This window comes from Kineococcus aurantiacus, assembly GCF_013409345.1.
Classification (GTDB): domain Bacteria; phylum Actinomycetota; class Actinomycetes; order Actinomycetales; family Kineococcaceae; genus Kineococcus; species Kineococcus aurantiacus.
In genome coordinates this window covers 1,732,846-1,758,572 of sequence record NZ_JACCBB010000001.1, presented here as the reverse complement: position 1 = coordinate 1,758,572, position 25,727 = coordinate 1,732,846, and the positions used below count along the sequence as shown (strand labels likewise).

Below are 25,727 nucleotides of genomic sequence, written 5' to 3'. Positions count from 1 at the left end.
ACCACCGTCATCGTCATGGGCGTCTCGGGCAGCGGGAAGACGACCCTGGCCCAGGACCTGTCGAAGGCCAGGGGGTGGACGTACGCCGAGGGCGACGACTTCCACAGCCAGGCCAACGTCGAGAAGATGCGGTCGGGGCACCCCCTGACCGACGAGGACCGCTGGCCGTGGCTGCGGTCCATCGCGGCGTGGATCGGCGAGCGCGAGGAGGCGGGGGAGTCGGCCGTCGTCACGTGCTCCGCGCTCAAGCGCGCCTACCGGGACCTGCTCGCCCAGGACAACCCCTCCGTCGTCTTCTGCGAGCTGAAGGTGCCCGACGAGGTGCTCCAGGAGCGGCTCGCCCACCGCGAGGGGCACTACATGCCGGCCTCGCTGCTGCGCAGCCAGCTCGACACCCTGGAGGACCTGCACCCCGACGAGCGCGGCTTCCGCGTCCGGGTGCAGGGTGGACCCGCCCAAGTTCTCGACGAGGTGCTGCGCCACCTCTGACCCGGAGGTAGCGCCCATGCCCGTGTCCGTCCCCCTGTCCGTGCCGGGGGTCGTCCCGGCGGCGGTCCAGGCCGCCGCCTGGACCGGCCACGACACGCGGCTGGTGGTCGCGGCGCTGCTCGGCATCGCCGTCGTCGTCGTCACCGTCTCCTGGGCCAAGCTCAACGCGTTCATCGCGCTGCTGCTCGGGTCGGCCGTCCTCGGCCTGGTCGCCGGGCTGTCGGTGAGCGACATCGTCACCTCCTTCTCCATCGGGCTCGGTGACGCCGACGGTGCCGCGGGCGGTGCGGGGAAGACGTTCGCTGACGTCGGGATCCTCGTGGCCCTGGGGGCCGTCCTGGGCCGGTTCCTCGCCGACTCCGGCGGCGCCAACGAGATCGTCGACCGGATCGTCGACCGCGTCCACGGCAAGGCGCTGCCGTGGGCGCTGGCCGGGGCCGCCGCCCTCGTCGGGCTGCCGATGTTCTTCGAGATCGGGCTGGTGCTGCTCGTCCCGATCGTGCTGCTCGTCGTCAAGCGGACGGGCCGGCCCGTCCTGGCGCTCGGCATCCCCGCCCTGGCCGGGCTGTCCGTCCTGCACGGGTTCGTGCCCCCGCACCCCGGCCCGCTGGTGGCCATCTCCAACCTCAAGGCCGACCTGGGCCTCACGCTCGGGTTCGGGCTGCTGCTGGCCATCCCCACGGTGGTGGTCGCCGGCCCGCTCCTGGCCCCGCTGGTCTCCCGGTTCGGCCCGCAGGACGCCGAGCACCTGCCGACGTCCGGCGGCGACCTCGGCGGCGCGCAGGAGCACACCCGCCGCCCGAAGCTGGTCGCGGTGCTCACCGTGGTGCTGCTGCCCGTCGTCCTCATGCTGGCCCGCGCCGTCGCCGAGATCGTCTCGGAGAAGGGCAACGCGGTCCACGACCTGCTGTACGCGCTGGGGACGCCGCTGGTGGCGCTGCTCATCGGCGCGCTGGTCGCCATCGTGCTGCTGGGCCTGGGCGTCGGCATGGACCGCCGCGCGATCGGCGCCACCATCGACGGCTCGCTGCCGCCGATCGCCTCGACGCTGCTCATCATCGCCGCCGGCGGCGGCTTCAAGCAGGTCCTCATCGACGCCGGGGTCGGCCAGCTCGTGGGGACCCAGGCGGCCTCCCTCGCCCTGTCGCCGCTGATCCTCGGCTGGCTCGTCGCCGTCTTCATCCGGCTCGCGACCGGGTCGGCGACGGTCGCCACCATCACCGCGGCCGGCATCGTCGCCCCCCTCGCCGGCGACCTCAGCGCCAACCACCTCGCGCTCCTGGCCCTGTCGATCGGCGCCGGGTCGCTGTTCTTCTCCCACGTCAACGACGTCGGGTTCTGGCTCGTGAAGCAGTACTTCGGGCTGACCGTGGGGCAGACGCTCAAGAGCTGGTCGGTGATGGAGACCGTCATCTCGGTGTGCGGCCTGCTCGGCGTGCTGCTGCTGAGCCTGGTCGTGTGAGGGGAGCACCGTGGACCTCGTCGTGAACCGCCGGGTGACGATCCCCGAGGCCGAGCTGTTCGAGCGGTTCTCCCGGGCCGGTGGCCCGGGGGGCCAGGGCGTCAACACGACCGACTCCCGCGTCGAGCTCCTCTTCGACCTCCAGCACTCGCCGTCGGTGCCCGACGACCTGCGGGCCCGGGCGCTGGAACGGCTGCGGGGCCGGCTCGTCGACGGTGTCGTCACGGTGGTCGCCTCCGAGCACCGCGCCCAGCTGCGCAACCGCGCCGCGGCGGCCGAGCGGCTGCGGGTCCTGCTCGCCGAGGCGTTCGCCCCCGGCCCGGCCGCGCGCCGCCCGACCAGGCCCACGAGGGGGTCCCAGCGCCGCCGCCTGGAGGCCAAGAGCCGTCGCGGGCAGACCAAGCGCCTGCGCCGCAGCACCGACGACTGACCCGGGCCCGACCACCAGAGCACTTCGGGTCGGGTGCGGCGGGTCAGGTGCGGGGCAGGGTGAACCGGCCGTCCGCCAGCGGTTCGACGAGGCCGTCGGCGACCAGGCCGTCCAGGCAGCGGGCGCGCTGGGCCGCGTCGGGCCAGCAGGCGTCGAGGTCGGCGGCGGGCACCGGGTCCGGGCTGGCCCGCAGGACGGCCAGCAGCTTCCCGCGCACCTGCCGGTCGGTGCCGGCCCACGCCTGACCGCGCCGGGTCGGGCCCGCGTGCGCGGGCCGGCCCGCCAGGACCCACGCGCAGCGGTCCAGCAGCGGGCACGCGTCGCAGCGCGGTGAGCGGGCCGTGCAGACCAGCGCCCCCAGCTCCATGACGGCCACGGCCCACCGCGCGGCCGTCGCCTCGTCCTGCGGCAGCAGCGCCACGGCGAGCCGGTTCTCCGCCGCCGTCAGCGACGGGGCCGGTTCGGCGTCGCCCGTGACGGCCCGGGCGTGGACGCGCCGGACGTTGGTGTCCACGACGGCGTGCCGCTGCCCGAAGGCGAACGACGCCACCGCCGCGGCCGTGTAGGCGCCGATGCCCGGCAGCGCCAGCAGCTGCGCGTGGTCGGCCGGCACCCGGCCACCGTGCTCGTCGCGGATCGCCACGGCCGCGGCGTGCAGCCGCAGCGCCCGGCGCGGGTACCCCAGGCGGTCCCAGGCCCGCACGGCCTCCCCGGGCGGTTCGGCGGCCAGGTCGGACGGCGTCGGCCACCGGTCCAGCCACTCCCGCCACCGCGGCAGCACCCGCGCCACGGGCGTCTGCTGGAGCATCACCTCGCTGACCAGCACCCCCCACGGGGAGCAGCCCGGCTCCCGCCAGGGCAGCGAGCGGGCGTGGTCGGCGTACCAGTCCAGCACGCGGGTGTGCAGCACGTCGGGGGTCGTGGTCGTCATCGCGCAGGATCGTCGCACGGCGCGCCTCCACCGCCGACCCGGACCGGGCCCCTACCTTCGCGCCGTGAGCAGCGTCCTGCACCCGGTCGGACCGGAGGACAAGGGCACCTACTGGCGGCGACGCCTCGTCGTGGTGCTCGTGCTCGTCGTCGTCGCGGCGCTCGCCGTCCTGGGGGTCCGCGCGCTGACCGGGTCCGACGACGCGGCCGCCCAGCAGCCGACGAAGCTCGACCCCAGCACCGTGGCCAGCGGCACCACCGCCTCACCGACCGGGACGCCCACCGGGTCACCCACCGGCAGCCCCACCGCGAGCGGCACCGCCACGGGGACGGCCACCGCCACCGACACCGCGAGCCGGACCAGCGGCGGGGCCTGCCCGGCGCAGTCGCTGAGCCTGACGCTGACCTCCGACTACTCCGCCTACGGCCCCGGCAAGACGGTCAGGCTGGTGCTCACCGTGGAGAACACGTCGCAGACGACGTGCTCGGTGGAGGTCGGCACCGCGGTGCGCACCTTCACCGCCAGCCTCGACGGCCGGCAGGTGTGGTCCAGCGCCGACTGCCAGACGCAGACCGCCTCGCAGGTCTACGACCTCGAACCGGGCGGCCGGCGGGCCATGCCGGTGACGTGGTCCCGGCAGCGCTCGGAGTCCGGGTGCCCCACCGGCCAGCCGATGGTCGAGCCCGGCAACTACACGATCGACGGCAGCTGGAACGGCGTGGACGCCCAGCCCGTCACCGTCGCGCTGACCAGCTGAGGCGGCCTCAGACGTAGCGCTCGAGGATCGAGCTCTCGGCCAGCCGCGACAGCCCCTCGCGCACGGCCCGCGCGCGCTGCTCGCCGACGCCGTCGACCGTCATGAGGTCGTCGATGCTCGCGGCGAGCAGTTTCTGCAGGTCGCCGAACTGGTCCACCAGACGTTCCACGATCGCCCCGGGCAGCCGGGGGATGCGGTTGAGGAGGCGGAAACCCTTGGGGGACACGGCCGAGTCGAGCGAGTCGCCGCCCACGGAGAACCCCAGGACCCGGGCGACGGACGCCAGGTCGACCAGGTCCGAGGAGTGCAGGGCCGCCAGGGAGTCCAGCACGTCCTCCAGCGGACCCTCGTGCCGGGAGGCCTCCAGGTAGTCGCGCACGACGAGTTCGCGGTCGGGACCCACCCCGCCGACCAGTTCGTCCAGCTGCAGCGACAGCAGCCGGCCGTCGACGCCGAGTTCGACGACGTAGCCGGAGATCTCGTCGGCGATCCGGGAGACCATCTCGATGCGCTGCACGACCGAGCACACGTCGCGGACCGTCACGAGGTCCTCGATCTCCAGGGCCGACAGCGTGCCGGTCACCTCGTCGAGGCGGGCGCGGTAGCGCTCCAGCGTCTGCAGGGCCTGGTTCGCGCGGCCCAGGATCGCGTCGGACCCCTCCAGCACGTACCGGCGGTTGCCGGTGTAGACGGCGACGATCCGCATGGACTGCGACACCGAGATGACCGGGAAACCGGTCTGCTTCGCGACGCGCTCGGCGGTGCGGTGCCGCGTCCCGGACTCGCTGGTCTCGATGGAGGAGTCCGGCACGAGCTGGACGGCGGCCCGCACGATGCGCGAGACGTCGCGGTCCAGCACGATCGCGCCGTCCATCTTGGCCAGTTCCCGCAGGCGGGTCGCGGAGAACTCCACGTCGAGGGCGAAACCCCCCGTGGACAGCGAGTCCACGACCCGGTCGAAACCCAGGACGATGAGGGCGCCCGTGCGGCCGCGCAGGATGCGCTCCAGACCGTCGCGCAGTTCCGTCCCGGGCGCCACCGTCGCCAGTGTCGCCCGGAGGACCTCCTCGGGAGTCCGATCCACCACCGGGCACCTCCGAGAACTCCGCTGCGAACGATCCTGGCGCGGAGTCTAGCGGGGTGCTGGTGGGACGGGAGGGCCGCACGGTTCAGCCGCGCGGCGGCTCCTCCCGGGGAGCCCAGCCGCGCACCGTGCGCACGGCCTCGGCCAGCGTCCCCACCTCCACGACGTCGGCCTTCACCTGCTGGCGCGCGACGGCCTCGCGGGCCCCGGGGGGCGCGAGGATGCGGCGCTGCCCCAGCCGGGCGGCCTCGGCGATGCGCTGCCCCAGCATCGTCACGCGGCGGATGTCGCCGGACAGCGAGACCTCCCCGACGGCCGCGACGTCCAGGGGCACCGGGAAGCCCCCCGAGGCCGAGGCGATCGCCAGGCACACCGCGAGGTCGCCGCCGGGGTCGTTGGAGCGCAACCCGCCCACCGTCGCGGCGTAGACGTCCTGCTCCCACAGCCGCAGCCCGGAGTTGTTGTCGGTCACCGCGACGAGCATGTTGACGCGCGCGGAGTCCAGGCCGGTGACGCCCCGGCGCGGGTTGGGCGCCTTCGTGTGCGAGACCAGGGCCTGCATCTCGGTGATGAGGGGCCGGCGGCCCTCGATCGTCACGGCCAGGCACGTCCCCGGGACGGGGGCCTCGCGGGAGGCGCGGAACAGGGCGCTGGGGTCGGCGACCTCGACCATGCCCGCGTCGGTCTGCTCGAAGCAGGCGATCTCCTCCGCCGCGCCGTAGCGGTTCTTCACCGCCCGCAGCAGCCGCAGGGTCGTGTGCCGGTCGCCCTCCAGGGCCAGCGTCGTGTCCACGACGTGCTCCAGCGCCCGTGGCCCGGCCACCGTCGACTCCTTGGTGACCTGCCCGACCAGGCAGTGCGCGATGCCGCGGGCCTTCGCCAGCCGGGTCAGCGTCCCCGCGACCTCCATGACCTGCGACACCCCGCCGGCGCGGCCCTCCACGTCCCCCGAGGCCATCGTCTGCACCGAGTCCACGATCACCAGGGCCACGTCGGGGCCGAGGGCGTCGAGGTGGCCGATGGCCTCGGCCAGGTCGTTGGTGTCGGCCAGGAAGAGCTGCTCGGAGGTGGCGCCGATGCGGTGGGCCCGGGTGGCGATCTGCTCCACGGACTCCTCGCCCGAGACGTACAGCACCGGCCGGCCCGTGGAGGAGGCCACGCTGTTCGCCGTCGTCAGCAGCAGGGTGCTCTTGCCCGCGCCCGGCTCCCCGGACAGCAGCAGCACCTGCCCGGCCACCAGCCCCCCGCCCAGGACCCGGTCGAACTCCGCCAGCCCCGTGCTCAGCCGGTCGGTGACCCGGGCGCGGGAGATCTCCGAGATCCGCCGGGCCGGGCGGACCGGGGCCGTGCCCGTCGAGGAGGACTTCAGCCCCACCACCTTCGCGGCCCCGGCGACCTCCTCGACCGTGCCCCACGCCTGGCACTCCCCGCAGCGGCCGACCCACTTGGCCGTCGTCCAGCCGCACTCGGCGCACTTGTACGACGGTCGGGGGGCTTTCGCGGTGGTCTTGGCGGGCACACCGGCCACCGTAGGCGCCGGGTACGACACGACCCCCCCGCCGGGCCGGCGAGGGGGTCGTGTCGGAGCGGGGGAGGGGTCAGACCCCGTACAGGACCTTCATGGTCGTCATGAGGATGCCCAGGACGGCCATCACGAAGCTCGGCACGAAGGCGAGGATCGCCGCGCCGATGCTGCCGCTCTTGCGGTACAGCAGGTACGCGGAGAACACCATGATGAGCGCGCCGACGAGCGTGAAGACCAGCCCGACCACGATCCGGCCACCGGGGGCCGCCTCGTACGGGTCCGCGCCGAGCAGCAGCAGCGGCACGACCGCCGAGACCAGCACGCCGACCAGCCAGATGACCAGGGCGACGACCGTGCCGCCGCTGGGCCTGGGCCAGCGGATCGGGGCGATCGCCCGCTGTTCCTCGTGACGGGACGGGGTGGTGTGCGCGCTCATGCCCCCATCATCCACGCTCGGGGCCCCCCGCGGCGACCCAGGTGGCGCACGGACACCTACGCCGCGCGGGTGACGCGCGCTCCGGGTGCCGCCCCCGCGGGCCGAGGACACCTGGGTGACCCCGCGACCGGTGCCGCTGCCGCGCTTCCCCGAGCTGTTCGCCCCCGACGTCGAGCGCGAGTACCGGGTCGCGCGCAACGCGGCGCGCTCGCGCTGGTTCACCCTCACCGCCGTCATGGGGCTGCTGCTGTTCGACGCCTACGCCCTCGTCGACGCCGTCCTCGCCCCGCAGGTCCTCGGGCTCTCCCTCGCGCTGCGGTTCGGGCTCGTCACGCCCCTGGTGCTCGCCGGCCTCCTCCTCCGGTCCCGCCGGCTGCGGGCCGAACCGGCCTCCGCGGTCGACGGCCTCGTCGCCTGCGGGACCGCCGTCCTCGTCGTGGCCTCCCTGGGCGTCGTGCAGCACCACGCCCCCGGCGCCCTCGGCGGCGCCTACTTCGGCGGCTCCTTCGTCGTGGTCGTCTTCTTCGTGACGCTGCTGCGCACCGACGTGCGCTGGGCGGCGGGCTGCCTCACGGCCATGCTCGCGGCCTTCGCCTGGGGCCAGGCGCTCGTCGGCGCCGACTCCGGGCCCGTCGAGGTCGCCGCCCTCCTCGCCGTCGCCGTCAGCGGCCTGTTCGGCCTCGTCATGGCGCACGACGTCGAGCGCAGCGAACGCGCCCGCTTCACCGCCGTGCGCCGCGAGCGCGCCCTGGCCGCCGAGCGGGAGCAGCTCATCACCGCCCTGGCCGAGGCCGCCGTGCGCGACGAGCTCACCGGCCTGCTCAACCGGCGCGGGCTGGCCGAGCGGCTGCCCGCCGGTCCCGTCGGCGTCCTCGTGGTCGACGTCGACCACTTCAAGCAGTACAACGACCGGGTGGGCCACCTGCAGGGCGACCGGTGCCTGGCGAGCGTCGCCGCCGCCCTGACCGCCGGCTCGCGGCCCGACGACGTCGTGGCGCGCCTGGGCGGGGAGGAGTTCGTCGTCGTGCTGACCGACGGCGGCGACGCCGCGGCCGCGGGGGAGCGGCTGCGCACCGCCGTGCGGGACCTGGCCCTGCCCCACCCCGCCGGGGGTGTCGTCACGGTGAGCGTGGGAGCGGCCACCGGTGCGTGGGAGCAGGCGTTCGCGCAGGCCGACCGGGCCGTCTACGCGGCCAAGGCCGCCGGCCGGGACCGGGTCGTCGAGCGGGTGGCCGAGCAGGTCGTCGAGCGGCTGGTCGGAGGGGTGGCTCCGTGAGCCGCGGCCGCTGGCTGCGCCTGGGCGAGCGGCTGCGCGGCCTCGGCGTGCCGGCCGTCTCCCCCAGCTACGAGGCGCTGGCCCGCGAGGCCAGCGACGAGGTCCTCGTCACCGGCGCCGACGGCTCGATCAAGTTCTGCAGCCCCACGTTCAGCCGCCGCTGGGGCATCGACCGGTGGGCCCTGCTCGGCCACGACGCCTTCGGGTGGGTCCACCCCGAGGACCGGGCCGCCGCCCGCGCGGTCCTCACCGCCGCCTGCGAGCCCGGCGCCGGGCCCCGCGACAGCGACCACCGCTACCTCGTGCGCTCCACCGGGGAGGTGCGCTGGACCCGCGTCCGCTTCAGCGACGCCCGGCACGTGCCGGGCGTGCGCGGCGTCGTGTGGAACTGCCGCGACACCACCGACGAGCGCCGCACCCTGGAGGCGCTGCGGCACCACGCCACCCACGACCCCCTGACCGGGCTGCCCAACCGGCGCCACCTCACCGCGTCCCTGGCCACGCGGGCCCCCACCAGCGGGCTGCTGCTCGTCGGGCTCGACGGGCTCAAGGCCGTCAACGACCGCTACGGCCACGGCGCCGGGGACGAGGTCGTGCGCCGCGTCGCCGACCGCCTCGGCGACGTCGTCGGCGCCGACGGCCACCTCGCCCGCCTCGACGGCGACGAGTTCGCGGTGCTGCTGCACGGGCCGGAGGCCACCGTGGGGCGCGCGCTCGCGGCCCTGTCCGGGCAGGTCGTGCGGGCCGTGCGCGAACCCGTCGAGGTCGCCGGGCGCCCCGTGAGCGTCACGGCCAGCGTCGGCACCGCCGTCGTGGGGGCCGCCCACGGCGCCGAGGACGGGCGGGAGCTGTTCCGCCGGGCCGACGTCGCCCTCACCGCCGCCAAGCAGGGCGGCCGCGACCGGGCCGTGCCCTTCTCCCACGCCCTGCTCGACGCCGCCCACGAGCGGGCCGAGCTGGCCGCCGACCTGCGGTACGCCGTGGGTGCCGGGGAGATGCACGTGGTCTACCAGCCGCTCGTCGACCTCGCCCGCGACCGGACCGTCGGCTTCGAGGCCCTCGTGCGCTGGCAGCACCCCCAGCGCGGGAACGTGCCGCCGGCGGTGTTCGTGCCGATCGCCGAGGAGTCCGAGACGATCCTGGAGGTCGGGGAGTTCGTCCTGGACACCGCGCTGGCCGCCGCGGCCCGCTTCGGCGGCGACGTCGAGGTCAGCGTCAACCTGTCCGGGCAGCAGCTGCTGCGCCCCGGCCTGGCCGACCTCGTCGCCGGCCGGCTGCGGCACCACGGCGTCGAGCCCTCCCGGTTGTGCCTGGAGGTGACCGAGAGCGCGGCCGTGGCCGACCTCGCCGCGGCGCGGGAGGTGCTGGGGGGCCTGCGCGCGCTGGGGGTCCGCACGGCCCTGGACGACTTCGGGACGGGGTACTCCTCGCTGTCGTACCTGCGCCGGCTGCCCGTCGACATCCTCAAGGTCGACAAGTCCTTCCTCGACGACGTCGCCGAGGAGTCCGGGGTCGCGGTGCTGTCCGGCATCGTGGAGCTGGCCCGCGCCCTGGGCCTGGTGACCGTCGCCGAGGGCATCGAGACCGACCAGGTCCGCTCCCTCGTCGCCTCGGCCGGCTGCACCTGGGGGCAGGGGTACCTCTTCGCGCGACCGCTCACCGAGGACGCGGCCGTCGAGCACCTGCGTCAGAACGAGCGGTGGCGCAGGACGACGGCGTAGTCGACGACCGTGCCGGAGTGCTCGGCGAGGACGGCCTCGGCCTGCCGGGGCGCGAACTCGATGCGGACCACGGCCTCGAGGTCGGCGCGGGAGTCGAACTCCCAGGCCACCTCCAGCCGGTCCGTCGTCCAGCCCCGGCGGGCGAAGAACCGGTCGACGGCGACGGCGTCGTACTGCGGCAGCGACCGGGAGAACCAGCGCCCGAACGTGGAGCGCGTCGCGTCGTTGTCGACGACGAACGCGGTCCCGCCGCGGCGCACGACCCGGTCCAGCTCGGCCAGCCCCGGTTCGCAGCCCGGGCCGAAGAAGTACGCCCAGCGGGCGTGGACGACGTCGACGCTGGCCGGCGGTAGCGGCAGCGCCCCCGCCTCCCCGTGCAGGACCCGCACGCCGTCCAGGCCCAGGTCCCGGACCCGGGCCAGGGCCCGGCGCAGCAGCGGCGGGTGCGGCTCGACCCCCGTCACCGACCGCGCGGTCGCGGCGAAGCGGGGCAGGTGGAAACCCGTCCCGCAGCCGACGTCGAGGACGTCGAGCCCGGCCCAGTCGTGGACCTCGCGCACCCGGGCCTCGATGAGCTGCCCGCGGTCGACGGCGAGGTTCTCCAGCTCGTAGACGTCGGGGGAGTTCCAGACGTTCGGGCTGGGGACGACCCCGTTCACCGGCCCGCGCGGGTCCGGTCGGCGGGGTGGACCGTCAGCGGCAGCAGCCGCCGGTGCGCCGACCCCCCGCGCGTCGTCGCCACCAGCGCCTCGCAGTGCCGCGCGAGCTCCTCGTAGGGGGCGTCGCCCACCATCTCCCGCAGCTCGTTCTCGCAGCTGCGGAACACCGGGCGCTCACCGACGTGGGCCGCGGGGTTGCCCGTGCAGTACCAGTCCAGGTCGTGCCCGCCCTCGCCCCAGCCGCGGCGGTCGTACTCGGCGATGCTGACCTCCAGGTAGGTCGTCCCGTCGCCGCGCTCCACCGTCCGGTAGGAGCGCTTCAGCGGCAGCTGCCAGCACACGTCGGGCTTGTACCTCAGCGGGTCCACCCCGTCGCGCAGGGCCTGCAGGTGCAGCGCGCAGCCGGCGCCGGCGGCGAACCCGGGGCGGTTGGCCAGGACGCAGCCGCCCTCGAACACGCGGGTCTTGCGCGCGCCGTCCTCCAGCTCCGTCCAGCCGTGCGCCCGGCCCTCGTCGTGGAACTGCCACACCTCGGGGGTGAGCCGCGCGACGACGGCCGCGACGCGCTCCTCGTCGGCCGGTTCGGTGAAGTGGGCGCCCAGGGCGCAGCAGCCGACGTCGGGCCGGTCGGCGTAGATGCCGGGGCAGCCGGCGCCGAAGATGCACGTGTAGTCGCTCGTCAGCCAGGTCAGGTCGACGCGGTAGACCGTCTCGGGCTGGTGCTCGGGGTCGGTCGCGTCCGCGACGTCCTGCGGGTCGGGGAACTCCAGCCACAGGCGGGCGGTGTCCAGCGGGGTCTCCAGGTGCACCGGTGCAGGGTAAGCACGGCGCGAGCGCGTCGGGAGCACCGCGCGGGGGACAGTAGGGTCAGCGCGTGCGCTTGGGTGTCCTGGACGTGGGCAGCAACACTGTCCACCTGCTCGTCGTCGACGCCCACCCGGGGGCCCACCCGCTGGCGGCGCACTCCACCCGCCGGCTGCTGCGGCTGGCCGAGCACCTCACCCCCGACGGGGCCATCGACGACTCCGGCGTGGGCGCGCTGACCGACGCCGTCTCGGCGGCCGCGGCGGCCGCCGAGGACGCCGGGGTGGAGGAGCTGCTGGCCTTCGCCACGTCCGCGGTCCGCGAGGCCGCCAACGGCGAGGCCGTCCTGGACCACGTGGAGGCGCGCACGGGCGTCCGGCTGCAGGTGCTGCCGGGCACGGCCGAGGCCGACCTGACGTTCCTGGCCGTGCGGCGCTGGTTCGGCTGGTCCGCGGGGCGGCTGCTCGTCCTGGACATCGGCGGCGGCTCCCTGGAGATCGCCGCCGGGCTCGACGAGGCCCCCGACGTCTCGTTCTCGCTGCCGCTGGGCGCGGGCCGGCTGACGCGCGACCGCCTCGCCGGGGACCCGCCGGCGGCCGGGGACGTGCGCGACGTGCGCCGGTACGTGCGCCAGCAGATCGCCTCCCGCGTCCGCGACGTCACCCGCGCGGGGGTGCCCGACCGCGTCGTCGTGACGTCGAAGACGTTCCGCAGCCTGGCCCGGCTGGCCGGCGCCGCGCCCGCCGAGGAGGGCCCGGTGGTGCGCCGCGTCCTGCGCCGCGAGGACCTGTCCGCGTGGGTGCCGCGGCTGGCGGGGATGACCTGCAAGCAGCGCGCGGACCTGCCCGGCGTCAGCGTGGAGCGCGCGCCGCAGCTGCTGGCCGGTGCGCTGGTGGCCGAGGCCGCGTTCGAGCTGCTGGGCGTGGAGGAGGCCCTCGTGGGCCCGTGGGCGCTGCGCGAGGGGATCATCCTGCGGCGCCTGGACGCCATCACGGCGCAGGGCGCGAACTAGCGTGGCCGCCGTGGACGCGCGCACCCCGGTCGGGCTGTCGACGTCGTGCTCCTACCCGGAGTCGACGACCGCGGCCTTCGAGATCGCCTCGCGGCTGGGCTACGACGGTGTCGAGGTGCTGGTCTGGACCGACCCCGTGAGCCAGGACGCGGCCGCGCTGCGCCGCCTCGTGGACCACTTCGGGGTCCCCGTCCTGTCGGTCCACGCCCCGACCCTGCTGCTGACGCAGGGCACGTGGGGCCGCGACCCGTGGGGCAAGCTGGAGAAGTCCGCCGAGCTGGCCGCCGAGCTGGGCGCGGGCACGGTCGTGGTGCACCCGCCGTTCCGGTGGCAGCGCGACTACGCCGCCGGCTTCGTCGCCGGGATCGGGGAGCTGGAGGCGCGGACCGGGGTGACGATGGCCGTGGAGAACATGTTCCCCTGGCGCGCCCGGGGGCGGGAGCTGGTCATGTACGCACCCGGCTGGGACCCCACGGACCTGGGGTACCGCCACCTGACGCTGGACTACTCGCACGCCGCGACGTCCGGCCAGGACAGCCTGGAGCTCACCCGGGCCTTCGGCGACCGGCTCGCGCACGTGCACCTGTGCGACGGGGCGGGGTCGGCCAAGGACGAGCACCTGGTGCCGGGGGACGGGTCGCAACCCGTCGCCGCGGCGCTGCAGGAGTTGGCGCGCAACGGTTTCGGGGGGACGGTGGTGGCCGAGGTGAACACGCGCAGGGCCAAGGGCCGGGTGGCGCGGGAGGCCGCGCTGGCCCGCACGCTGGAGTTCGCCCGGGAGCACCTGGCCCGGACCCCGGAGGTGACGGCGTGACGCTCGCGCTGATCGGGGCCGGGGTGATGGGCCAGACGCTGCTGGGCGGTCTGCTGCGCGCCGGCCGCGCCGCGGACGACGTGCTCGTGGTGGACCGCCGGGCGGGGCGGGGGCAGGAGCTGCACGAGCGGTTCGGGGTCCGCGTCGTCGAGGACGTCACGGCCGTGCGCTCGGCGCGGACGGTGCTGCTGGCCGTCAAGCCGCAGGACCTGCCGGCGCTGCTGGACTCCATCGCGCCGCACCTGGCCGAGGACGTCCTGCTCATCTCGCTGGCCGCGGGGATCACGACCGCCGCCATCGAGGCGCGCGTGCCGGCCGGGACGGCCGTCGTGCGGGTCATGCCGAACACGCCGTCGCTGGTGGACGAGGGGATGGCCGGGATCGCGGCGGGGTCGCACTGCGCGGACTCCCAGCTCGCCGAGGCCGAGGACCTGCTGCGCTCGTGCGGGCGGGCCGTCGTGCTCGCCGAGAAGCACCTCGACGCGGTGACGGCGCTGAGCGGGTCGGGCCCGGCGTACGTCTTCTACGTGGTGGAGGCCATGGTCGAGGCGGGGGTGCTGCTGGGGTTGCCGCGCGCGACGGCGACCGAGCTGGTCGTGCAGACGGTCGTCGGTGCGGGCGCCATGCTGCGCGAGACCGGCCAGCACCCCACGGTGCTGCGCGAGCAGGTCACCTCCCCGGCCGGGACGACGGCCGCGGCGCTGCGCCAGCTGGACGACTCGGGGGTGCGGGCGGCGCTGGTCTCGGCCGTCGAGGCGGCCGCGGCCCGCTCGAAGCAGCTCTCGGGGGGCTGAGCCGTGAGCGAGCCGTCGCGCGACGAGGTGCAGGTCGTCTGGGACCCGGTGTTCAACGGGTACGACTTCGGCCGCTGGCACCCGATGGCGCCCGTCCGGCTGGAGCTGACCGCGCGGCTGTGCGCGGACCTGGGCCTGTTCGACCGCCCCGGGGTGAGCGTCGTGGGGGCCGAGCCGGCCGACGACGACCTGCTGCGGATGGTCCACGACCCGGCGTACGTCGAGGCCGTCAAGGCGGCCTCGGCCGACCCGCAGCAGGCCCAGGCGGTCTTCGGCCTGGGCACCGAGGACGACCCGGCCTTCCCGGGCATGCACGAGGCCGCGGCCCGGATCGTCGGGGGCTCGGTGGACCTGGGGCGGGCCCTGGTGGCCGGCCGGACGCGGCACGGGGTGAACTTCACGGGCGGCATGCACCACGCCAAGCCCGGCTGCGCGAGCGGGTTCTGCGTGTACAACGACGCGGCCGCGGCGATCGTGGCGATGCTGCGCGACGGGGCCGAGCGCGTCGTCTACGTCGACCTGGACTGCCACCACGGCGACGGCACGGAGGCGGTGTTCTGGGACGACCCGCGCGTCCTGACGATCAGCGTCCACGAGTCCGGCACGACCCTGTTCCCGGGGACGGGCTTCGCCGACGAGCTGGGGGGCCCGGGGGCGCTGGGCGGTGCGGTGAACCTGGCGCTGCCGGCGCGCACGGGGGACGGGGGCTGGTTGCGGGCGGTGCACGCCGTCGTCCCGCAGCTCGTGCGCTCCTTCGCCCCGGACGTGCTGGTCACCCAGCACGGGTGCGACACCCACGCGCTGGACCCGCTGGGTCACCTGCGGGTCTCGGTGGACGCCCAGCGGGTGGCGGCGGCGTCGATGCACGCGCTGGCGCACGAGGCCTCCGGGGGCCGGTGGCTGGCGCTGGGCGGTGGCGGGTACGAGGTCGTCGACGTGGTGCCGCGCACGTGGGCGCACCTGGTGGCCGAGGCCTCCCAGCAGCCCCTGGACCCCACGACGCCCGTGCCGGCGGCGTGGCGCGAGCACGTGCGGCGCACGTTCGGCCGGGAGGCGCCGACGGCGATGACGGACGGTGAACCGGCGACGTTCACGGGGTGGGAGTCGGGGTACGACCCGGACGACGCCGTGGACCGCGCGATCCTCGCGACGCGGCGGGCGGCGTTCCCGCTGCACGGTCTGGACCCGGACTTCGACTGATCCCCAGGGTTTTTACGCAGCGTCAGCGCTGGTCACAGCCTGTTTAGATCACTCAGCGTGACTTTTTGCGCACGGAGATCTTCCACGTTCGTCACACGTGCCCCTACAGTGGACTGTGAACGCGCCCCCACCGGGCCGTCCGCGGGGGACGGCGCATCGCTGGCGCGCGAACTGAAGGGTGCTGTGGGGATGCCTGAGGATCGCCCGCTGTCGGAGGTCAGGTTCCTGACCGTGGCCGAGGTCGCGTCGATGATGCGCGTGTCGAAGATGACGGTGTACCGCCTGGTGCACAACGGGGAGCTGCCCGCCGTGCGGGTCGGCCGCTCCTTCCGGGTGCCCGAGGACGCCGTCCACGAGTACCTGCGGCAGTCGTACATCGACACCGCCTGACCCAGGTCCGGCCCGTGTCCGCTCGGCTGCCCGGTCGGCTGCCCGGTCGGCGTCGCCGACGGGTCCCGCGGGGCGGGTAGACTCGACGACGGTCTGCCGCTCCCGAGCGGCACGCCGGCCACGCTCCGGGGTGTGCCGGCAGCAACCCAGCCGTATCGAGTGAGCGAGGACCCCTTGGGCTCTGTCATCAAGAAGCGTCGCAAGCGCATGGCGAAGAAGAAGCACCGCAAGCTGCTCCGCCGCACGCGCCACCAGCGCCGCAACAAGAAGTGATCCGCTGAAGGGCGGGCCCCCGCGGGGGCCCGCCCTTCGTGCGTCCGGGGCCGCGGCGCGGGTGGGGGTCCGGATCGTTGCGGCAACGCTCGCGATGACTGCGAGCGTTGTCACAACGATCCGCCCCCTCGCGGGCGGGCTCAGCGCCGGCGCCAGGCCCCCGCGACGAGCACCGCCACCCCGACCGCCCCGGCCCCCACGGTCCCGGCCCGCACCGTCCAGCGCGCCGCGTGCTGCCAGCGGCGGAACTCGTGCACGGGCCAGGCGTGGGCGCGGGCGTGCCGGCGCAGCGCCCGGTCGGGGTTCACGGCCACGGGGGAGCCGACCATCGACAGCAGCGGCAGGTCGTTGGCCGAGTCGGAGTACGCCGCGCAGCGGCTCAGGTCCAGCCCCGCCCGGGCGGCCAGGGCGCGCACGGCGTCGGCCTTGGCCTGCCCGTGCAGCGGCTCGCCCAGCAGCCGCCCCGTGTACGTCCCGTCGACGGTCTCGGCCACCGTCCCCAGCGCCCCGGTCAGCCCCAGCCGGCGGGCGACGACGTCGGCCAGCTCCACGGGCGCGGCCGTGACCAGCCACACGGGGGCGCCGGCGGCCAGGTGCCCGTGGGCCAGCGCGTGGGCGCCGGCGCGCACCTTGGCCCCGACGTGCTCGTCGTAGACCTCCTCCCCGATGCGGCGGATCTCCTCCGAGGAGTGCCCGGCCACGAAGGCCAGGGCCAGGTCGCGGACCTCGCCCAGGTGCCCCAGCTCCTCCCCGCGCAGCGCGTAGCGCAGGGCCCGGCGGGCGAAGCCCTGCAGCTCGCGGCGGGAGAAGAACCCGCGGGCGGCCAAGCCCCGGGCGAAGTAGAACAGCGACGCCCCCCGGACCACGGTGTTGTCGAGGTCGAAGAACGCCGCCTGCAGCGGTGCGGCCGACGGCGTCGTGGGCTGGGGCACTGCGGCATCGTAGGCCGCGGGACCGACGAGGGAGGGTGTGCTGGTGAGCGAGGGGGATCCCCGGGTGGTGCTCGTCTCCAGGGTGGGTTGCCACCTGTGCGACGACGGCCGCGAGGTGGTGCGCGCCGTCGCGGCCGCGCGGGGCGTGGGCTGGTCCGAGGTCGACGTGGACGCCGACCCCGAGCTGCTGCGGCGGTTCTCGGACAAGGTGCCCGTGGTGCTCGTCGACGGCGTGGAGCGCGACTTCGGGCGGCTGGACGCCGGCCGGCTGACCGAGGCGCTGGCGGGGCGCCGGTGGTGGCGGCGCCGCCGCGCGTGACGGACCGCCGCGGTGGTGAGGTGAGGCTCACCTGCCTGTGAAGGCGCAGGTCAGGGGCGACGTGTCTCTCGTCACGCGAGCACGGCGCCACTTTGTGCGCGGCTTCACAAGAGCCTAGGCTGCTGGCGCACGACCAGTGGTTCCGGGTCCGCCCGGAGCCTGAGCAACGCGTACGAGGGTGCCGGTCTGACCGCTGTGGACGAGGACGAGGTGGGGACGGTCGACGTCCCCGAAGCGACCGTGGCGCGTCTGCCGCAGTATCTGCGCGCGCTCGCCGAGCTGGCCGAGGCCGGTCTGCGGACCGTCTCCTCCGAGGCCCTGGCCGAGGCCGTCGGCGTCGGCTCGGCCAAGCTGCGCAAGGACCTGTCCCACCTGGGCAGCTACGGCACCCGCGGGGTCGGCTACGACGTGAACGGGTTGCACCGCCAGATCGCCGACCGGCTGGGCCAGACCACCCCCTGGAACGTCGTCATCGTCGGCATCGGCAACCTCGGGCACGCCCTCGCCGGGTACGGCGGCTTCGCCACCCGCGGCTTCCGGGTCGTGGGGCTGTTCGACGACGGCCCCCACGTCGTCGGGGAGCTCGTCAACGGCCTGCGCGTGCGCCCGCTGGCCGACCTCGGCACCGTCGTGCGGCCCGGGGAACCCACCATCGGCGTGCTGGCCGTCCCGGCCGAGCACGCCCAGGGCGTCTGCGACCGGCTCGTCGCCGCCGGTGTCACCAGCGTCCTGAACTTCGCCCCCACCGTGCTGCGCGTGCCCGCCGACGTGGACGTGCGCAAGGTCGACCTCGCCTCGGAGCTCCAGATCCTCGCCTTCCACGCCCAGCGCCGCGCCGTGCGCGCCGCCCTGCGCACCCCCCTGCCCAACCCCTCGGTCCCGGTCAGCGACCGCGTCGGGGAGGTGGTCTGAGTGGCGCTCATGGTGGTGGGCCTGTCCCACCGGACGGCCTCCCTCGACGTCCTGGAGCGCGCCAGCTTCGACGCCGCGGGCGCCGCGCAGGTCGTCGACGCCCTCTCGGCCTCCCCGCACGTCGAGGAGGTGTTCGTCCTCTCGACGTGCAACCGCGTTGAGCTGTACTGCGACGTCTCCCGCTTCCACGGCGGTGTCGCCGACGTCGGCGACGCGCTGTGCCGCCGCATCGGCCTGGGGCTGGACCAGCTCGGCGAGCAGCTGTACGTCCACTACGAGGACGCCGGCGTCGAGCACCTGTTCCGGGTCGCCTGCGGCCTGGACTCCATGGCGGTCGGGGAGAGCCAGATCCTGGGCCAGCTGCGCCTGGCGCTGCGGGACCTGCACGAGCGCGGCCTGGCCGGCGGGACGCTGGACCGCCTGCTGCAGAGCGCGCTGCGGGTGGGCAAGCGCGCCCACTCCGAGACGGGCCTGGACGCCGCCGGCGCCGGCCTGGTCGACGCCACCCTGAAGCGGGCCGAGGCGGTCGTCGGCGGGCCCCTGGCGGGCCGCCGCGCCCTCGTCGTGGGCGCCGGGGCGATGAGCGCGCTCGTCGCGACGACGTTCGCCCGCGCCGGTCTGGACGTCGTCGTCGCCAACCGCACCCCCGACCGCGCCCAGCGCCTCGCCGCGGCCGTCGGCGGCCGCGCCACCGGCCTGGACGACCTGCGCGCCGAGGTGGCCGCCGCCGACGTCGTCGCCAGCTGCACGGGCGCCCTGGGGCACGTCCTGGACGTGGCCACGGTCGCCGCGGCGGTCCTGGACCGCCCGCAGCGCCCGCTCCTGGTCGCCGACCTCGCCCTGCCCCGCGACGTCCAGCCCGACGTGGGGACCCTGCGCGGGGTGCACCTGGTGGACCTCGAGGGCCTGGGCTCGGACCTGGCCAGCTCGGCCGTGGCCGAGGACCTGTGCGCGGTCCGCGCCATCGTCGCCGAGGAGGTCGCCGCGCACGCCGCCTCGCTGCGCGCGGCCGACGTGGCCCCCACGGTCGTCGCGCTGCGCGCCCAGGCCCGGCACGTCGTGGAGGGGGAGATGCGCCGGCTCGCCAGCCGCGTCGACCTCGACGACGCGACGCGCGCCGAGGTCGACCGCGCGGTGCACCGCATCGTGGAGAAGCTGCTGCACACCCCGACCGTGCGGGTCAAGGAACTGGCCGAGGCCCCCGGCGGCGTCGGGTACGCGGCCGCGCTGCGGACGCTGTTCGACCTCGAGGTGGGTCCCACCGGCGCGCTGCCCGGCGACGCCCCGCTGTCGGGGACCGTCGCCGACGCGGTGGGACGCGTGTCGTGACCCGTGTGCTCCGGCTCGGCACCCGCCGCAGCGCCCTGGCCACCACCCAGAGCTCCTGGGTGGCCGACCTGCTGCGCCGCGACGGGGCCCGGGTCGAGCTCGTCGAGGTGACGACCCGCGGCGACGTCGACCGCGCCCCGCTGGCGCAGATCGGCGGCACGGGCGTCTTCGTCTCGGCCCTGCGCGACGCGCTGCTGGCCGGCGAGGTCGACCTGGCCGTGCACTCCCTCAAGGACCTGCCGACCACCCCCGCCGACGGGCTGGCCCTGGGGGCCGTGCCCGAGCGCGAGGACCCGCGCGACGTGCTCGTCGCCTCCGGCGGGCGCACGCTCGCCGACCTGCCCCCCGGCGCCCGGGTGGGCACCGGGTCCCCGCGGCGGCGGGCCCTGCTGCGGGGGCTGCGCCCCGACGTCGAGGTCGTCGAGATCCGCGGCAACGTCGACACCCGCATCGGGTTCGTCAGCGCCGGTCAGCTCGACGCGGTCGTGCTGGCCGCCTCCGGGCTGGCCCGCCTGGGCCGGCTGGGGGAGGCCACCGAGCTGTTCGCCCCCGACGTCTTCGTGCCCGCCCCCGGGCAGGGGGCGCTGGCCGTGGAGTGCCGCGCCGACGACGCGCAGGTGCTCACCGCCCTGGCCGCCCTCGACGCCCCGCACGTGCGGCGGGCCGTCGCCGCCGAGCGGCAGGTGCTCGCCACCCTGGAGGCCGGGTGCTCGGCGCCCGTCGGCGCGCACGTCGACGCCGGCACGCTGCACGTGGCCGTCGAGGACCCCGCGGGCGCGCTCGTGCGGCGCGCCCGGCCCCTGGGAGCCGTCCCGGACGAGGCGGCCGCCCGCGCCTCGGGTGCCCGGGCCGCCCACGACCTGCTGCAGCACGAGCTGCGCCAGACCCCCGCCGCCCGCGGAGGGGAGCCCGAAGTCACGTTGGAGAACCACCCCCAGGACCGTTCCGACGACGGTCCACGTCCCGATCCGGAGAGTGGCTCGTGAGCACGATGACGAACAGCCCGGTGGTCGCCGAGCCGGCCCTCGAGGCGCCGGTCGACACGCTGGTGGACGCTCCCGTCGAGGTGAGCGCCCTGACCGAGGTCGTCGACGCGAAGAAGGACCGCGACGAGCTGCCCGCGCAGTCCCGGTCGAGGAAGTCGGCGGGCCGGTCCGGTGCCGCGGCGAAGAAGTCGGACAAGGCCGCCAAGGCGGACAAGCTCCTCGGCCACGTCTCGTTCGTCGGGGCCGGCCCGGGGGACCCGGGCCTGCTGACCGTGCGCGCGGTGGACCTGCTCGGCGCGGCGGACGTCGTCGTGCTCGACCAGGGCAGCCGCCAGGACCTCGTCGCCCGCTTCTGCCGGGCGGGCGCGGAGGTCCTCGACGCCGGGTTCGGCGACGACGGCCAGCCGCTGACCCGCGCCGCGCGCGCCAAGCTCGTCGTGAGGGCCGCCAAGGCCGGCGGCCGGGTCGTGCGGCTCATGGACGGCGACCCGTCGACGTTCACCGGGCTCGTCGAGGAGGTCGCGGCCTGCCGCAAGGCCGGCGTCACCTTCGACGTCGTGCCCGGCGTCTCGGCCGTCAACGCGGTCCCCGCCTACGCCGGGGTCCCCATGACGACGCCGAGCACCTCCAGCGTCAACGTGGTCCACCCCGCCGGGCGCGCGCTCGACTGGTCCCGGCACGCCGACGCCGACGCCACCGTCGTGGTCCTGGGCACCGGCGACGACATCGCCGCCGCCGCCCGCGGGCTGCTCGCGGCGGGCCGGTCCGCCGCGACGCCCGTCGCGCTGACCTCCCACGGCACCACGACGACCCAGACGACGACCACGGCCACCCTGGGGACCCTGGAGACGGCCGCCACGGTCATCGACGGCTCGCCCACCACGGCCGTCATCGGCGACGTCGTCGCCCTGCGCGAGCAGAACTCCTGGTACGAGACCAAGCCCCTGTTCGGCTGGCGGGTCCTGGTGCCGCGCACCAAGGAGCAGGCCGGCGGCATCACGGCGCGGCTGTCCGACCACGGCGCCACCGCCGAGGTCGTGCCGACCATCTCCGTCGAGCCGCCGCGCACGCCGCAGCAGATGGAGAAGGCCGTCAAGGGCCTGGTGACCGGCCGGTACGAGTGGATCGGCTTCACGTCCGTCAACGCCGTCCGGGCCGTGCGGGAGAAGTTCACCGAGTACGGCCTCGACGCCCGCGCGTTCTCCGGCCTGAAGGTCGCCGCGGTCGGCGGCGTGACGGCGGACGCGCTGCGGGAGTGGGGCATCGAGCCGGACCTGCTGCCGGAGGGTGAGCAGTCCGCGGCGGGTCTGCTGGAGGCGTGGCCGCCCTACGACGACGTCCTGGACCCCATCAACCGGGTGTTCCTGCCGCGCGCCGACATCGCCACCGACACCCTCGTGGCGGGCCTGGTCGAGAACGGCTGGGAGGTCGACGACGTCACGGCGTACCGGACGGTGCGCGCCGCCCCGCCGGCCGCGCCCGTGCGCGACGCCATCAAGACGGGCGCGTTCGACGCGGTCGTCTTCACCTCCAGCTCCACGGTGCGCAACCTCGTCGGGATCGCCGGCAAGCCGCACCCGTCGACCGTCGTGGCCTGCATCGGCCCGGCGACGGCGAAGACCGCCGAGGAGCACGGCCTGCGCGTCGACGTGCTGGCCGCCGAGCCCAGCGCGGAGTCCCTCGTGGAGGGCCTGGCCGCCTACGGGGACCTGCTGCGCGCCGCGGCCGCCGAGGCGGGCGAGCCGGTCCTGCGCCCCAGCCAGAAGAAGTCGTCCGCGCGCCGCCGGGCGCGCTGAACCCGAAGGAGTCCCCCGTGGGGCAGTTGCCGATCCGCCCGCGCCGCCTGCGCGCCACCCCGGCCGTGCGTCGGCTGGTGACGGACGTGCACCTGCACCCGGGGGACCTGGTCCTGCCGGTGTTCGTGCGGGAGGGCATCGAGGAGGCCCAGCCGATCCGGACGCTGCCGGGGGTCGTGCAGCACACGCGCGAGTCCCTCGTCGCCACGGCCAAGGAGGCCGTCGCCGCGGGCCTGGGCGGGATCATGCTCTTCGGGGTGCCGCAGGTGCTGGACGCCCGCGGTTCGGGCGCCGACGACCCCGACGGCATCCTCAACGTCGCGCTCAAGGACGTCCGGGACGCGGTGGGCGACGACCTCGTCGTCATGGCCGACCTGTGCCTGGACGAGTTCACCGACCACGGCCACTGCGGGGTCCTCGACGCGCGCGGGCGCGTCGACAACGACGCCACCCTGGAGCGGTACGCGTCGATGGCGCTGGCGCAGAGCGCCGCCGGGGCCCACGTCCTGGGGCCCAGCGGCATGATGGACGGCCAGATCGGGGTCCTGCGCGAGACCCTGGACACGCACGGCTTCGAGGACGTCCTGCTCTTCGCGTACGCCGTGAAGTACGCCAGCGGTTTCTACGGCCCGTTCCGCGAGGCCGTGAACTCCCAGCTCAAGGGCGACCGCCGCACCTACCAGCAGGACCCGGCCGCGAACGTCGCCGAGGCGCTGCGCGAGGTGCGCCTCGACCTCGAGGAGGGCGCCGACATGGTCATGGTCAAGCCGGGGCTGCCGTACCTGGACGTCCTGCGCGCCGTCGCCGACGTCTCCGACGTGCCCGTCGCCAGCTACCAGGTGTCGGGGGAGTACGCGATGGTCGAGTTCGCCGCGCAGGCCGGGGCGGTCGACCGCGAGCGGGTGGCCCTGGAGTCGCTGCTGGCGCTGCGGCGCGGCGGGGCGCAGATCGTCCTCAGCTACTGGGCCCTGGAAGCGGCGCGGGAGTGGCTGGGCTGAGCGTGGGCGGACCCGGCGAGCGGGCGGCGCTGCAGGGCTACTACGACGACTTCGCCGACCACTACGTCCCCGGCTGGCGCTCGATCCAGTACTACGGCCCGCTCGTCGCGGACTTCCTGCTGCGCGCCGTCACCCCCGAGTGCCGGGTCCTGGACCTGGGCTGCGGGCCGGGGCAGCTGACGCGCGACCTGGCCCCGGACGTCTCGGTCACCGGGACGGACCTGTCCCCGCGGATGCTGGAGGAGGCCCGGCGGGGGCGCCCGCAGGGGCGCTACGAGCTGCACGACCTGCACGACCCGCTGCCGGCGGCGTGGGGCCGCTTCGACGTCGTCGTGGCCGTGGGGTGCCTGGAGTTCTGCCGGGACCTGGCGGGCACCCTGCGCCACCTCGCGGCGGCGTGCGCGCCGGGGGCCCGGCTGCTGGTGGGGGCCGTGGAGGACCGCGCCGTGGGCACCGGGCGGCGGGAGTTCTCCGCCGACGGGCTGCCGGGCATCGACATGCACTGCTACGACGCCACCGCCCAGCTCGCCGCGGCGAGCGCCGCGGGGCTGTCGCCGTGGTCGTACCGGTACGTGCCGGCGTGGCGGCACGAGGAGTACGCCTACGTCGTGCAGTACGGGCTGTGGGAGCTGCGGCGGGGCTGAGGGACCCGCGCCCTCGACCCCGGCGGGGGCCGGGGGCCACACTCGGGGCGTGGCGCTGTCGCGGGAGGACCTCGTGCGGCTGCGGCGCGTCCGGGACCGCATCGACCGCGACCACGCCGAGCCGCTGGACGTGGCGACGCTGGCCCGCCAGGCGCTCATGTCGCCGGGGCACTTCTCCCGCAGCTTCAAGGCCGCCTTCGGCGAGACGCCGTACGACTACCTCATGACGCGCCGCGTGGAGCGGGCCAAGGCGCTGCTGCGGCGCGGGGACGTGAGCGTGACCGAGGCCTGCTTCGCGGTGGGGTGCTCGTCGCTGGGCTCGTTCAGCGCGCGGTTCACGCGGCTGGTGGGGGAGTCCCCGAGCGCGTACCGGGCCCGGGACCACTCGGCGGCCGCGGGCATCCCCAGCTGCGTGCTGGCCCGGGCGGCCAGACCGAGCAGGATCCGAGAAGCCCCCGGCACCTGAGCCGCCCTAGCGTCGGTCGCGTGCTCACCGTCTCCCAGGTCCTGCTGACCGTCCACGACCACGACGAGGCCCTGTCGTTCTACCGCGACCTGCTCGGGTTCGCGGTGACGCAGGACGTCTCCTACGAGGGCATGCGCTGGGTCACCGTGACCCCGCCCGGTTCGGACGTCCACGTCGTCCTGGAGACCCCGCGCTCCTGGCCGGACGCCTCACCCGCCGACCGCGAGGCCGCCGGGGACCTGCTCGCCAAGGGCCTGATGTCCCGGCTGATCTTCACGACCGACGACGTCGACGCCCTGCACGACCGGCTGTCCGCCGGCGGCGCGGAGATCACCTCCGAGCCGGTCGACCAGCAGTACGGCGTGCGGGACTTCGGCGTCCGCGACCCCTCCGGCAACCAGCTCCGCTTCAACCAGCCGCTGGCGACCGCCGCGTCCTGGGCCTGAGGTCCCTCCCCGGGGGCCCACCGCACGCTCCGGGCCCCCGGGACGGGCCGGGGAGGGCCCTTCGTGTGCTTCGCGCAGGGAGGGGCGGGCGGGGGGTCGCGGTGTCCACAGCCGGGCGGTGGCGGCGTGTCGTCCACAGCGGTCCCCGTCGCCGGCGGCGGGGACCGCCGGGCGGCGCAGGGTGGGCGCATGACCCTCGACGCGATCCCCGCACCCGCCGGCCGTCCCCGCGAGACCCTGGAGCAGTGCTGGCGACGGCTGCAGGACCAGGGGTCGGGCTGGACGCTCGACCTGCTGGAGGTCCTCGAGCCCTACGTCCTGGGCCGCCCCCACGACTCGCGCGACATCGCCCGCTTCCGGGACCTGCCGTGGACCGCCGCGGCCCGGCTGCTGCAGCGGCTGCCCCGCGAGGAGCTGGCCGACAAGCAGAACGGGGCCCCCTCCCTGGGGTCGGTCCTCGTCGCCGCGGTCGGCCACCCGGGCGAGGTGGAGGTGCACGGCTACCTCGTCCCGCCCTCGCGCGCCGACGAGCGGATCACGGCGGAGGGGATCGTCGTCTACGACCACCCCGAGCTGGACGAGTTCCGGCTCGTGGGCCCGGAGGAGCCGTGCGACGGCACCGGGTGCGAGCACGAGGCGTTCTGGTCCTCCGTCCAGGCCTCCTTCGGGCTCGACGACGCCGACCACGCGCCGCAGGTGGTCCTGCCCCGCACGTGCCGGCGCACGGGCCGCCCCGGCTGGTACCTGTGGTGGGACTGACCGCCCGCCCCGCGCGCGCCGGGCGGGCCGGACGTGAGGTCCGTCACGCCGGGCCTCCGACACGCCGTCGTAGACGCCCCTGG

Annotated in this window: 29 protein-coding genes; 22 read left to right on the top strand and 7 right to left on the bottom strand. The window is 75.6% G+C overall.

What is annotated here, in order from left to right; all coding sequences use genetic code 11:
- The first annotated feature begins 15 nt into the window (after positions 1-15).
- The 3 genes from BJ968_RS08505 to arfB are packed head-to-tail and all read left to right on the top strand — an operon-like array spanning position 16 to position 2,381.
- The gene (locus BJ968_RS08505; protein WP_179756412.1) at positions 16-489 is read left to right on the top strand and encodes a gluconokinase; all 474 of its coding nucleotides are present in this window, start codon (positions 16-18) and stop codon (positions 487-489) included.
- A 16-nt stretch (positions 490-505) separates the two neighbouring features.
- Positions 506-1,951 (top strand): GntT/GntP/DsdX family permease, encoded by a 1,446-nt coding sequence (locus BJ968_RS08500; RefSeq protein ID WP_179750913.1) that lies wholly within the window; start codon positions 506-508, stop codon positions 1,949-1,951.
- 10 nt (positions 1,952-1,961) lie between these two features.
- Positions 1,962-2,381, top strand: coding sequence for an alternative ribosome rescue aminoacyl-tRNA hydrolase ArfB (gene arfB, locus BJ968_RS08495; protein WP_179750911.1), 420 nt, complete (start codon positions 1,962-1,964; stop codon positions 2,379-2,381).
- A gap of 43 nt (positions 2,382-2,424) precedes the next feature.
- Here the strand turns inward: arfB and BJ968_RS08490 are convergent, their stop codons facing one another.
- Complete coding sequence (locus tag BJ968_RS08490; protein WP_179750909.1) at positions 2,425-3,312, bottom strand: HhH-GPD family protein; 888 nt, start codon at positions 3,310-3,312, stop codon at positions 2,425-2,427.
- Positions 3,313-3,376: 64 nt separating this feature from the next.
- Between BJ968_RS08490 and BJ968_RS08485 the strand changes: the two genes are divergently transcribed.
- On the top strand, positions 3,377-4,069 hold the full coding sequence (locus BJ968_RS08485; protein ID WP_179750907.1) for a DUF7974 family protein: 693 nt from the start codon (positions 3,377-3,379) through the stop codon (positions 4,067-4,069).
- 7 nt (positions 4,070-4,076) lie between these two features.
- Here BJ968_RS08485 and disA read toward each other — a convergent pair whose 3' ends face one another.
- The 3 genes from disA to BJ968_RS08470 form a co-directional block, all read right to left on the bottom strand.
- Positions 4,077-5,156: a DNA integrity scanning diadenylate cyclase DisA gene (gene disA / locus BJ968_RS08480; protein ID WP_179750905.1), complete on the bottom strand. Its 1,080-nt coding sequence runs from the start codon at positions 5,154-5,156 to the stop codon at positions 4,077-4,079.
- Positions 5,157-5,238: 82 nt separating this feature from the next.
- A complete protein-coding gene (radA, locus tag BJ968_RS08475) occupies positions 5,239-6,672 on the bottom strand; it encodes a DNA repair protein RadA (RefSeq protein WP_179750903.1) in 1,434 nt (477 codons plus the stop codon).
- A 79-nt stretch (positions 6,673-6,751) separates the two neighbouring features.
- A complete protein-coding gene (locus tag BJ968_RS08470) occupies positions 6,752-7,114 on the bottom strand; it encodes a hypothetical protein (protein ID WP_179750900.1) in 363 nt (120 codons plus the stop codon).
- 115 nt (positions 7,115-7,229) lie between these two features.
- Between BJ968_RS08470 and BJ968_RS26480 the strand changes: the two genes are divergently transcribed.
- Complete coding sequence (locus tag BJ968_RS26480; RefSeq protein WP_179750898.1) at positions 7,230-8,390, top strand: diguanylate cyclase; 1,161 nt, start codon at positions 7,230-7,232, stop codon at positions 8,388-8,390.
- Positions 8,387-10,111, top strand: a complete 1,725-nt coding sequence (locus tag BJ968_RS08460) for an EAL domain-containing protein (protein ID WP_179750896.1) — start codon at positions 8,387-8,389, stop codon at positions 10,109-10,111. Before BJ968_RS26480 ends, BJ968_RS08460 begins: the two co-directional genes overlap by 4 nt.
- On the opposite strand, the gene BJ968_RS08455 is transcribed toward BJ968_RS08460, so the two are convergent.
- Positions 10,078-10,770, bottom strand: a complete 693-nt coding sequence (locus BJ968_RS08455; RefSeq protein WP_179750894.1) for a methyltransferase domain-containing protein — start codon at positions 10,768-10,770, stop codon at positions 10,078-10,080. The two genes, BJ968_RS08460 and BJ968_RS08455, sit on opposite strands and share 34 nt — an antisense overlap.
- Positions 10,767-11,579 carry a DUF3109 family protein gene (locus BJ968_RS08450; RefSeq protein ID WP_179750892.1) on the bottom strand — a complete coding sequence of 271 codons (813 nt, stop codon included), beginning with the start codon at positions 11,577-11,579 and terminating at the stop codon, positions 10,767-10,769. The genes BJ968_RS08455 and BJ968_RS08450 overlap by 4 nt, the downstream gene beginning before the upstream one ends.
- Positions 11,580-11,644: 65 nt before the next feature.
- On the opposite strand from BJ968_RS08450, the gene BJ968_RS08445 reads away from it, so the two are divergent.
- The 6 genes from BJ968_RS08445 (at position 11,645) to BJ968_RS08420 (ending at position 16,057) form a co-directional block, all read left to right on the top strand.
- On the top strand, positions 11,645-12,586 hold the full coding sequence (locus BJ968_RS08445; protein WP_179750890.1) for a Ppx/GppA phosphatase family protein: 942 nt from the start codon (positions 11,645-11,647) through the stop codon (positions 12,584-12,586).
- 1 nt (position 12,587) lies between these two features.
- Positions 12,588-13,400: a TIM barrel protein gene (locus BJ968_RS08440; protein WP_179750888.1), complete on the top strand. Its 813-nt coding sequence runs from the start codon at positions 12,588-12,590 to the stop codon at positions 13,398-13,400.
- A complete protein-coding gene (gene proC, locus BJ968_RS08435) occupies positions 13,397-14,194 on the top strand; it encodes a pyrroline-5-carboxylate reductase (protein ID WP_179750886.1) in 798 nt (265 codons plus the stop codon). Before BJ968_RS08440 ends, proC begins: the two co-directional genes overlap by 4 nt.
- Positions 14,195-14,197: 3 nt before the next feature.
- A complete protein-coding gene (locus tag BJ968_RS08430) occupies positions 14,198-15,394 on the top strand; it encodes an acetoin utilization protein AcuC (protein WP_343077903.1) in 1,197 nt (398 codons plus the stop codon).
- 189 nt (positions 15,395-15,583) lie between these two features.
- Positions 15,584-15,784, top strand: coding sequence for a helix-turn-helix domain-containing protein (locus BJ968_RS08425; protein WP_179750884.1), 201 nt, complete (start codon positions 15,584-15,586; stop codon positions 15,782-15,784).
- Positions 15,785-15,958: 174 nt separating this feature from the next.
- Positions 15,959-16,057 carry a 30S ribosomal protein bS22 gene (locus BJ968_RS08420; protein ID WP_012085056.1) on the top strand — a complete coding sequence of 33 codons (99 nt, stop codon included), beginning with the start codon at positions 15,959-15,961 and terminating at the stop codon, positions 16,055-16,057.
- Between the two features lie 140 nt (positions 16,058-16,197).
- Here the strand turns inward: BJ968_RS08420 and BJ968_RS08415 are convergent, their stop codons facing one another.
- Positions 16,198-16,989 carry an HAD-IB family hydrolase gene (locus tag BJ968_RS08415; RefSeq protein ID WP_179750882.1) on the bottom strand — a complete coding sequence of 264 codons (792 nt, stop codon included), beginning with the start codon at positions 16,987-16,989 and terminating at the stop codon, positions 16,198-16,200.
- A 43-nt stretch (positions 16,990-17,032) separates the two neighbouring features.
- On the opposite strand from BJ968_RS08415, the gene BJ968_RS08410 reads away from it, so the two are divergent.
- The 10 genes from BJ968_RS08410 (at position 17,033) to BJ968_RS08365 (ending at position 25,644) form a co-directional block, all read left to right on the top strand.
- Entirely contained in the window at positions 17,033-17,308 is a 276-nt protein-coding gene (locus BJ968_RS08410) for a glutaredoxin family protein (RefSeq protein WP_343077902.1), read from the top strand.
- Positions 17,309-17,503: 195 nt separating this feature from the next.
- Positions 17,504-18,220 (top strand): redox-sensing transcriptional repressor Rex, encoded by a 717-nt coding sequence (locus tag BJ968_RS08405; protein WP_343077901.1) that lies wholly within the window; start codon positions 17,504-17,506, stop codon positions 18,218-18,220.
- A 9-nt stretch (positions 18,221-18,229) separates the two neighbouring features.
- A complete protein-coding gene (locus BJ968_RS08400; RefSeq protein ID WP_218885676.1) occupies positions 18,230-19,549 on the top strand; it encodes a glutamyl-tRNA reductase in 1,320 nt (439 codons plus the stop codon).
- A complete protein-coding gene (gene hemC / locus BJ968_RS08395) occupies positions 19,546-20,535 on the top strand; it encodes a hydroxymethylbilane synthase (protein WP_179750876.1) in 990 nt (329 codons plus the stop codon). The genes BJ968_RS08400 and hemC overlap by 4 nt, the downstream gene beginning before the upstream one ends.
- A 5-nt stretch (positions 20,536-20,540) precedes the next feature.
- Positions 20,541-22,331 carry a bifunctional uroporphyrinogen-III C-methyltransferase/uroporphyrinogen-III synthase gene (locus BJ968_RS08390; RefSeq protein WP_218885673.1) on the top strand — a complete coding sequence of 597 codons (1,791 nt, stop codon included), beginning with the start codon at positions 20,541-20,543 and terminating at the stop codon, positions 22,329-22,331.
- 17 nt (positions 22,332-22,348) lie between these two features.
- On the top strand, positions 22,349-23,329 hold the full coding sequence (hemB, locus tag BJ968_RS08385) for a porphobilinogen synthase (RefSeq protein ID WP_179750874.1): 981 nt from the start codon (positions 22,349-22,351) through the stop codon (positions 23,327-23,329).
- Entirely contained in the window at positions 23,317-23,973 is a 657-nt protein-coding gene (locus tag BJ968_RS08380; RefSeq protein WP_343077900.1) for a class I SAM-dependent methyltransferase, read from the top strand. Before hemB ends, BJ968_RS08380 begins: the two co-directional genes overlap by 13 nt.
- 55 nt (positions 23,974-24,028) lie before the next feature.
- Positions 24,029-24,439 (top strand): helix-turn-helix transcriptional regulator, encoded by a 411-nt coding sequence (locus tag BJ968_RS08375; RefSeq protein WP_179756404.1) that lies wholly within the window; start codon positions 24,029-24,031, stop codon positions 24,437-24,439.
- A 20-nt stretch (positions 24,440-24,459) separates the two neighbouring features.
- Positions 24,460-24,885: a VOC family protein gene (locus BJ968_RS08370; RefSeq protein ID WP_179750871.1), complete on the top strand. Its 426-nt coding sequence runs from the start codon at positions 24,460-24,462 to the stop codon at positions 24,883-24,885.
- 126 nt (positions 24,886-25,011) lie between these two features.
- Complete coding sequence (locus BJ968_RS08365) at positions 25,012-25,644, top strand: hypothetical protein (RefSeq protein ID WP_179750868.1); 633 nt, start codon at positions 25,012-25,014, stop codon at positions 25,642-25,644.
- Positions 25,645-25,727: the final 83 nt, after the last annotated feature.

What these genes read in the sequence shown, in the direction of transcription:
- BJ968_RS08505 (WP_179756412.1), top strand. Translation starts at nt 16, where the DNA reads ATGGGCGTCTCGGGCAGCGGGAAGACGACCCTGGCCCAGGACCTGTCG.
- BJ968_RS08500 (WP_179750913.1), top strand. Translation starts at nt 506, where the DNA reads ATGCCCGTGTCCGTCCCCCTGTCCGTGCCGGGGGTCGTCCCGGCGGCG.
- BJ968_RS08490 (WP_179750909.1), bottom strand. Translation starts at nt 3,312, where the DNA reads ATGACGACCACGACCCCCGACGTGCTGCACACCCGCGTGCTGGACTGG.
- BJ968_RS08470 (WP_179750900.1), bottom strand. Translation starts at nt 7,114, where the DNA reads ATGAGCGCGCACACCACCCCGTCCCGTCACGAGGAACAGCGGGCGATC.
- BJ968_RS08425 (WP_179750884.1), top strand. Translation starts at nt 15,584, where the DNA reads ATGCCTGAGGATCGCCCGCTGTCGGAGGTCAGGTTCCTGACCGTGGCC.
- BJ968_RS08400 (WP_218885676.1), top strand. Translation starts at nt 18,230, where the DNA reads ATGGTGGTGGGCCTGTCCCACCGGACGGCCTCCCTCGACGTCCTGGAG.
- BJ968_RS08390 (WP_218885673.1), top strand. Translation starts at nt 20,541, where the DNA reads ATGACGAACAGCCCGGTGGTCGCCGAGCCGGCCCTCGAGGCGCCGGTC.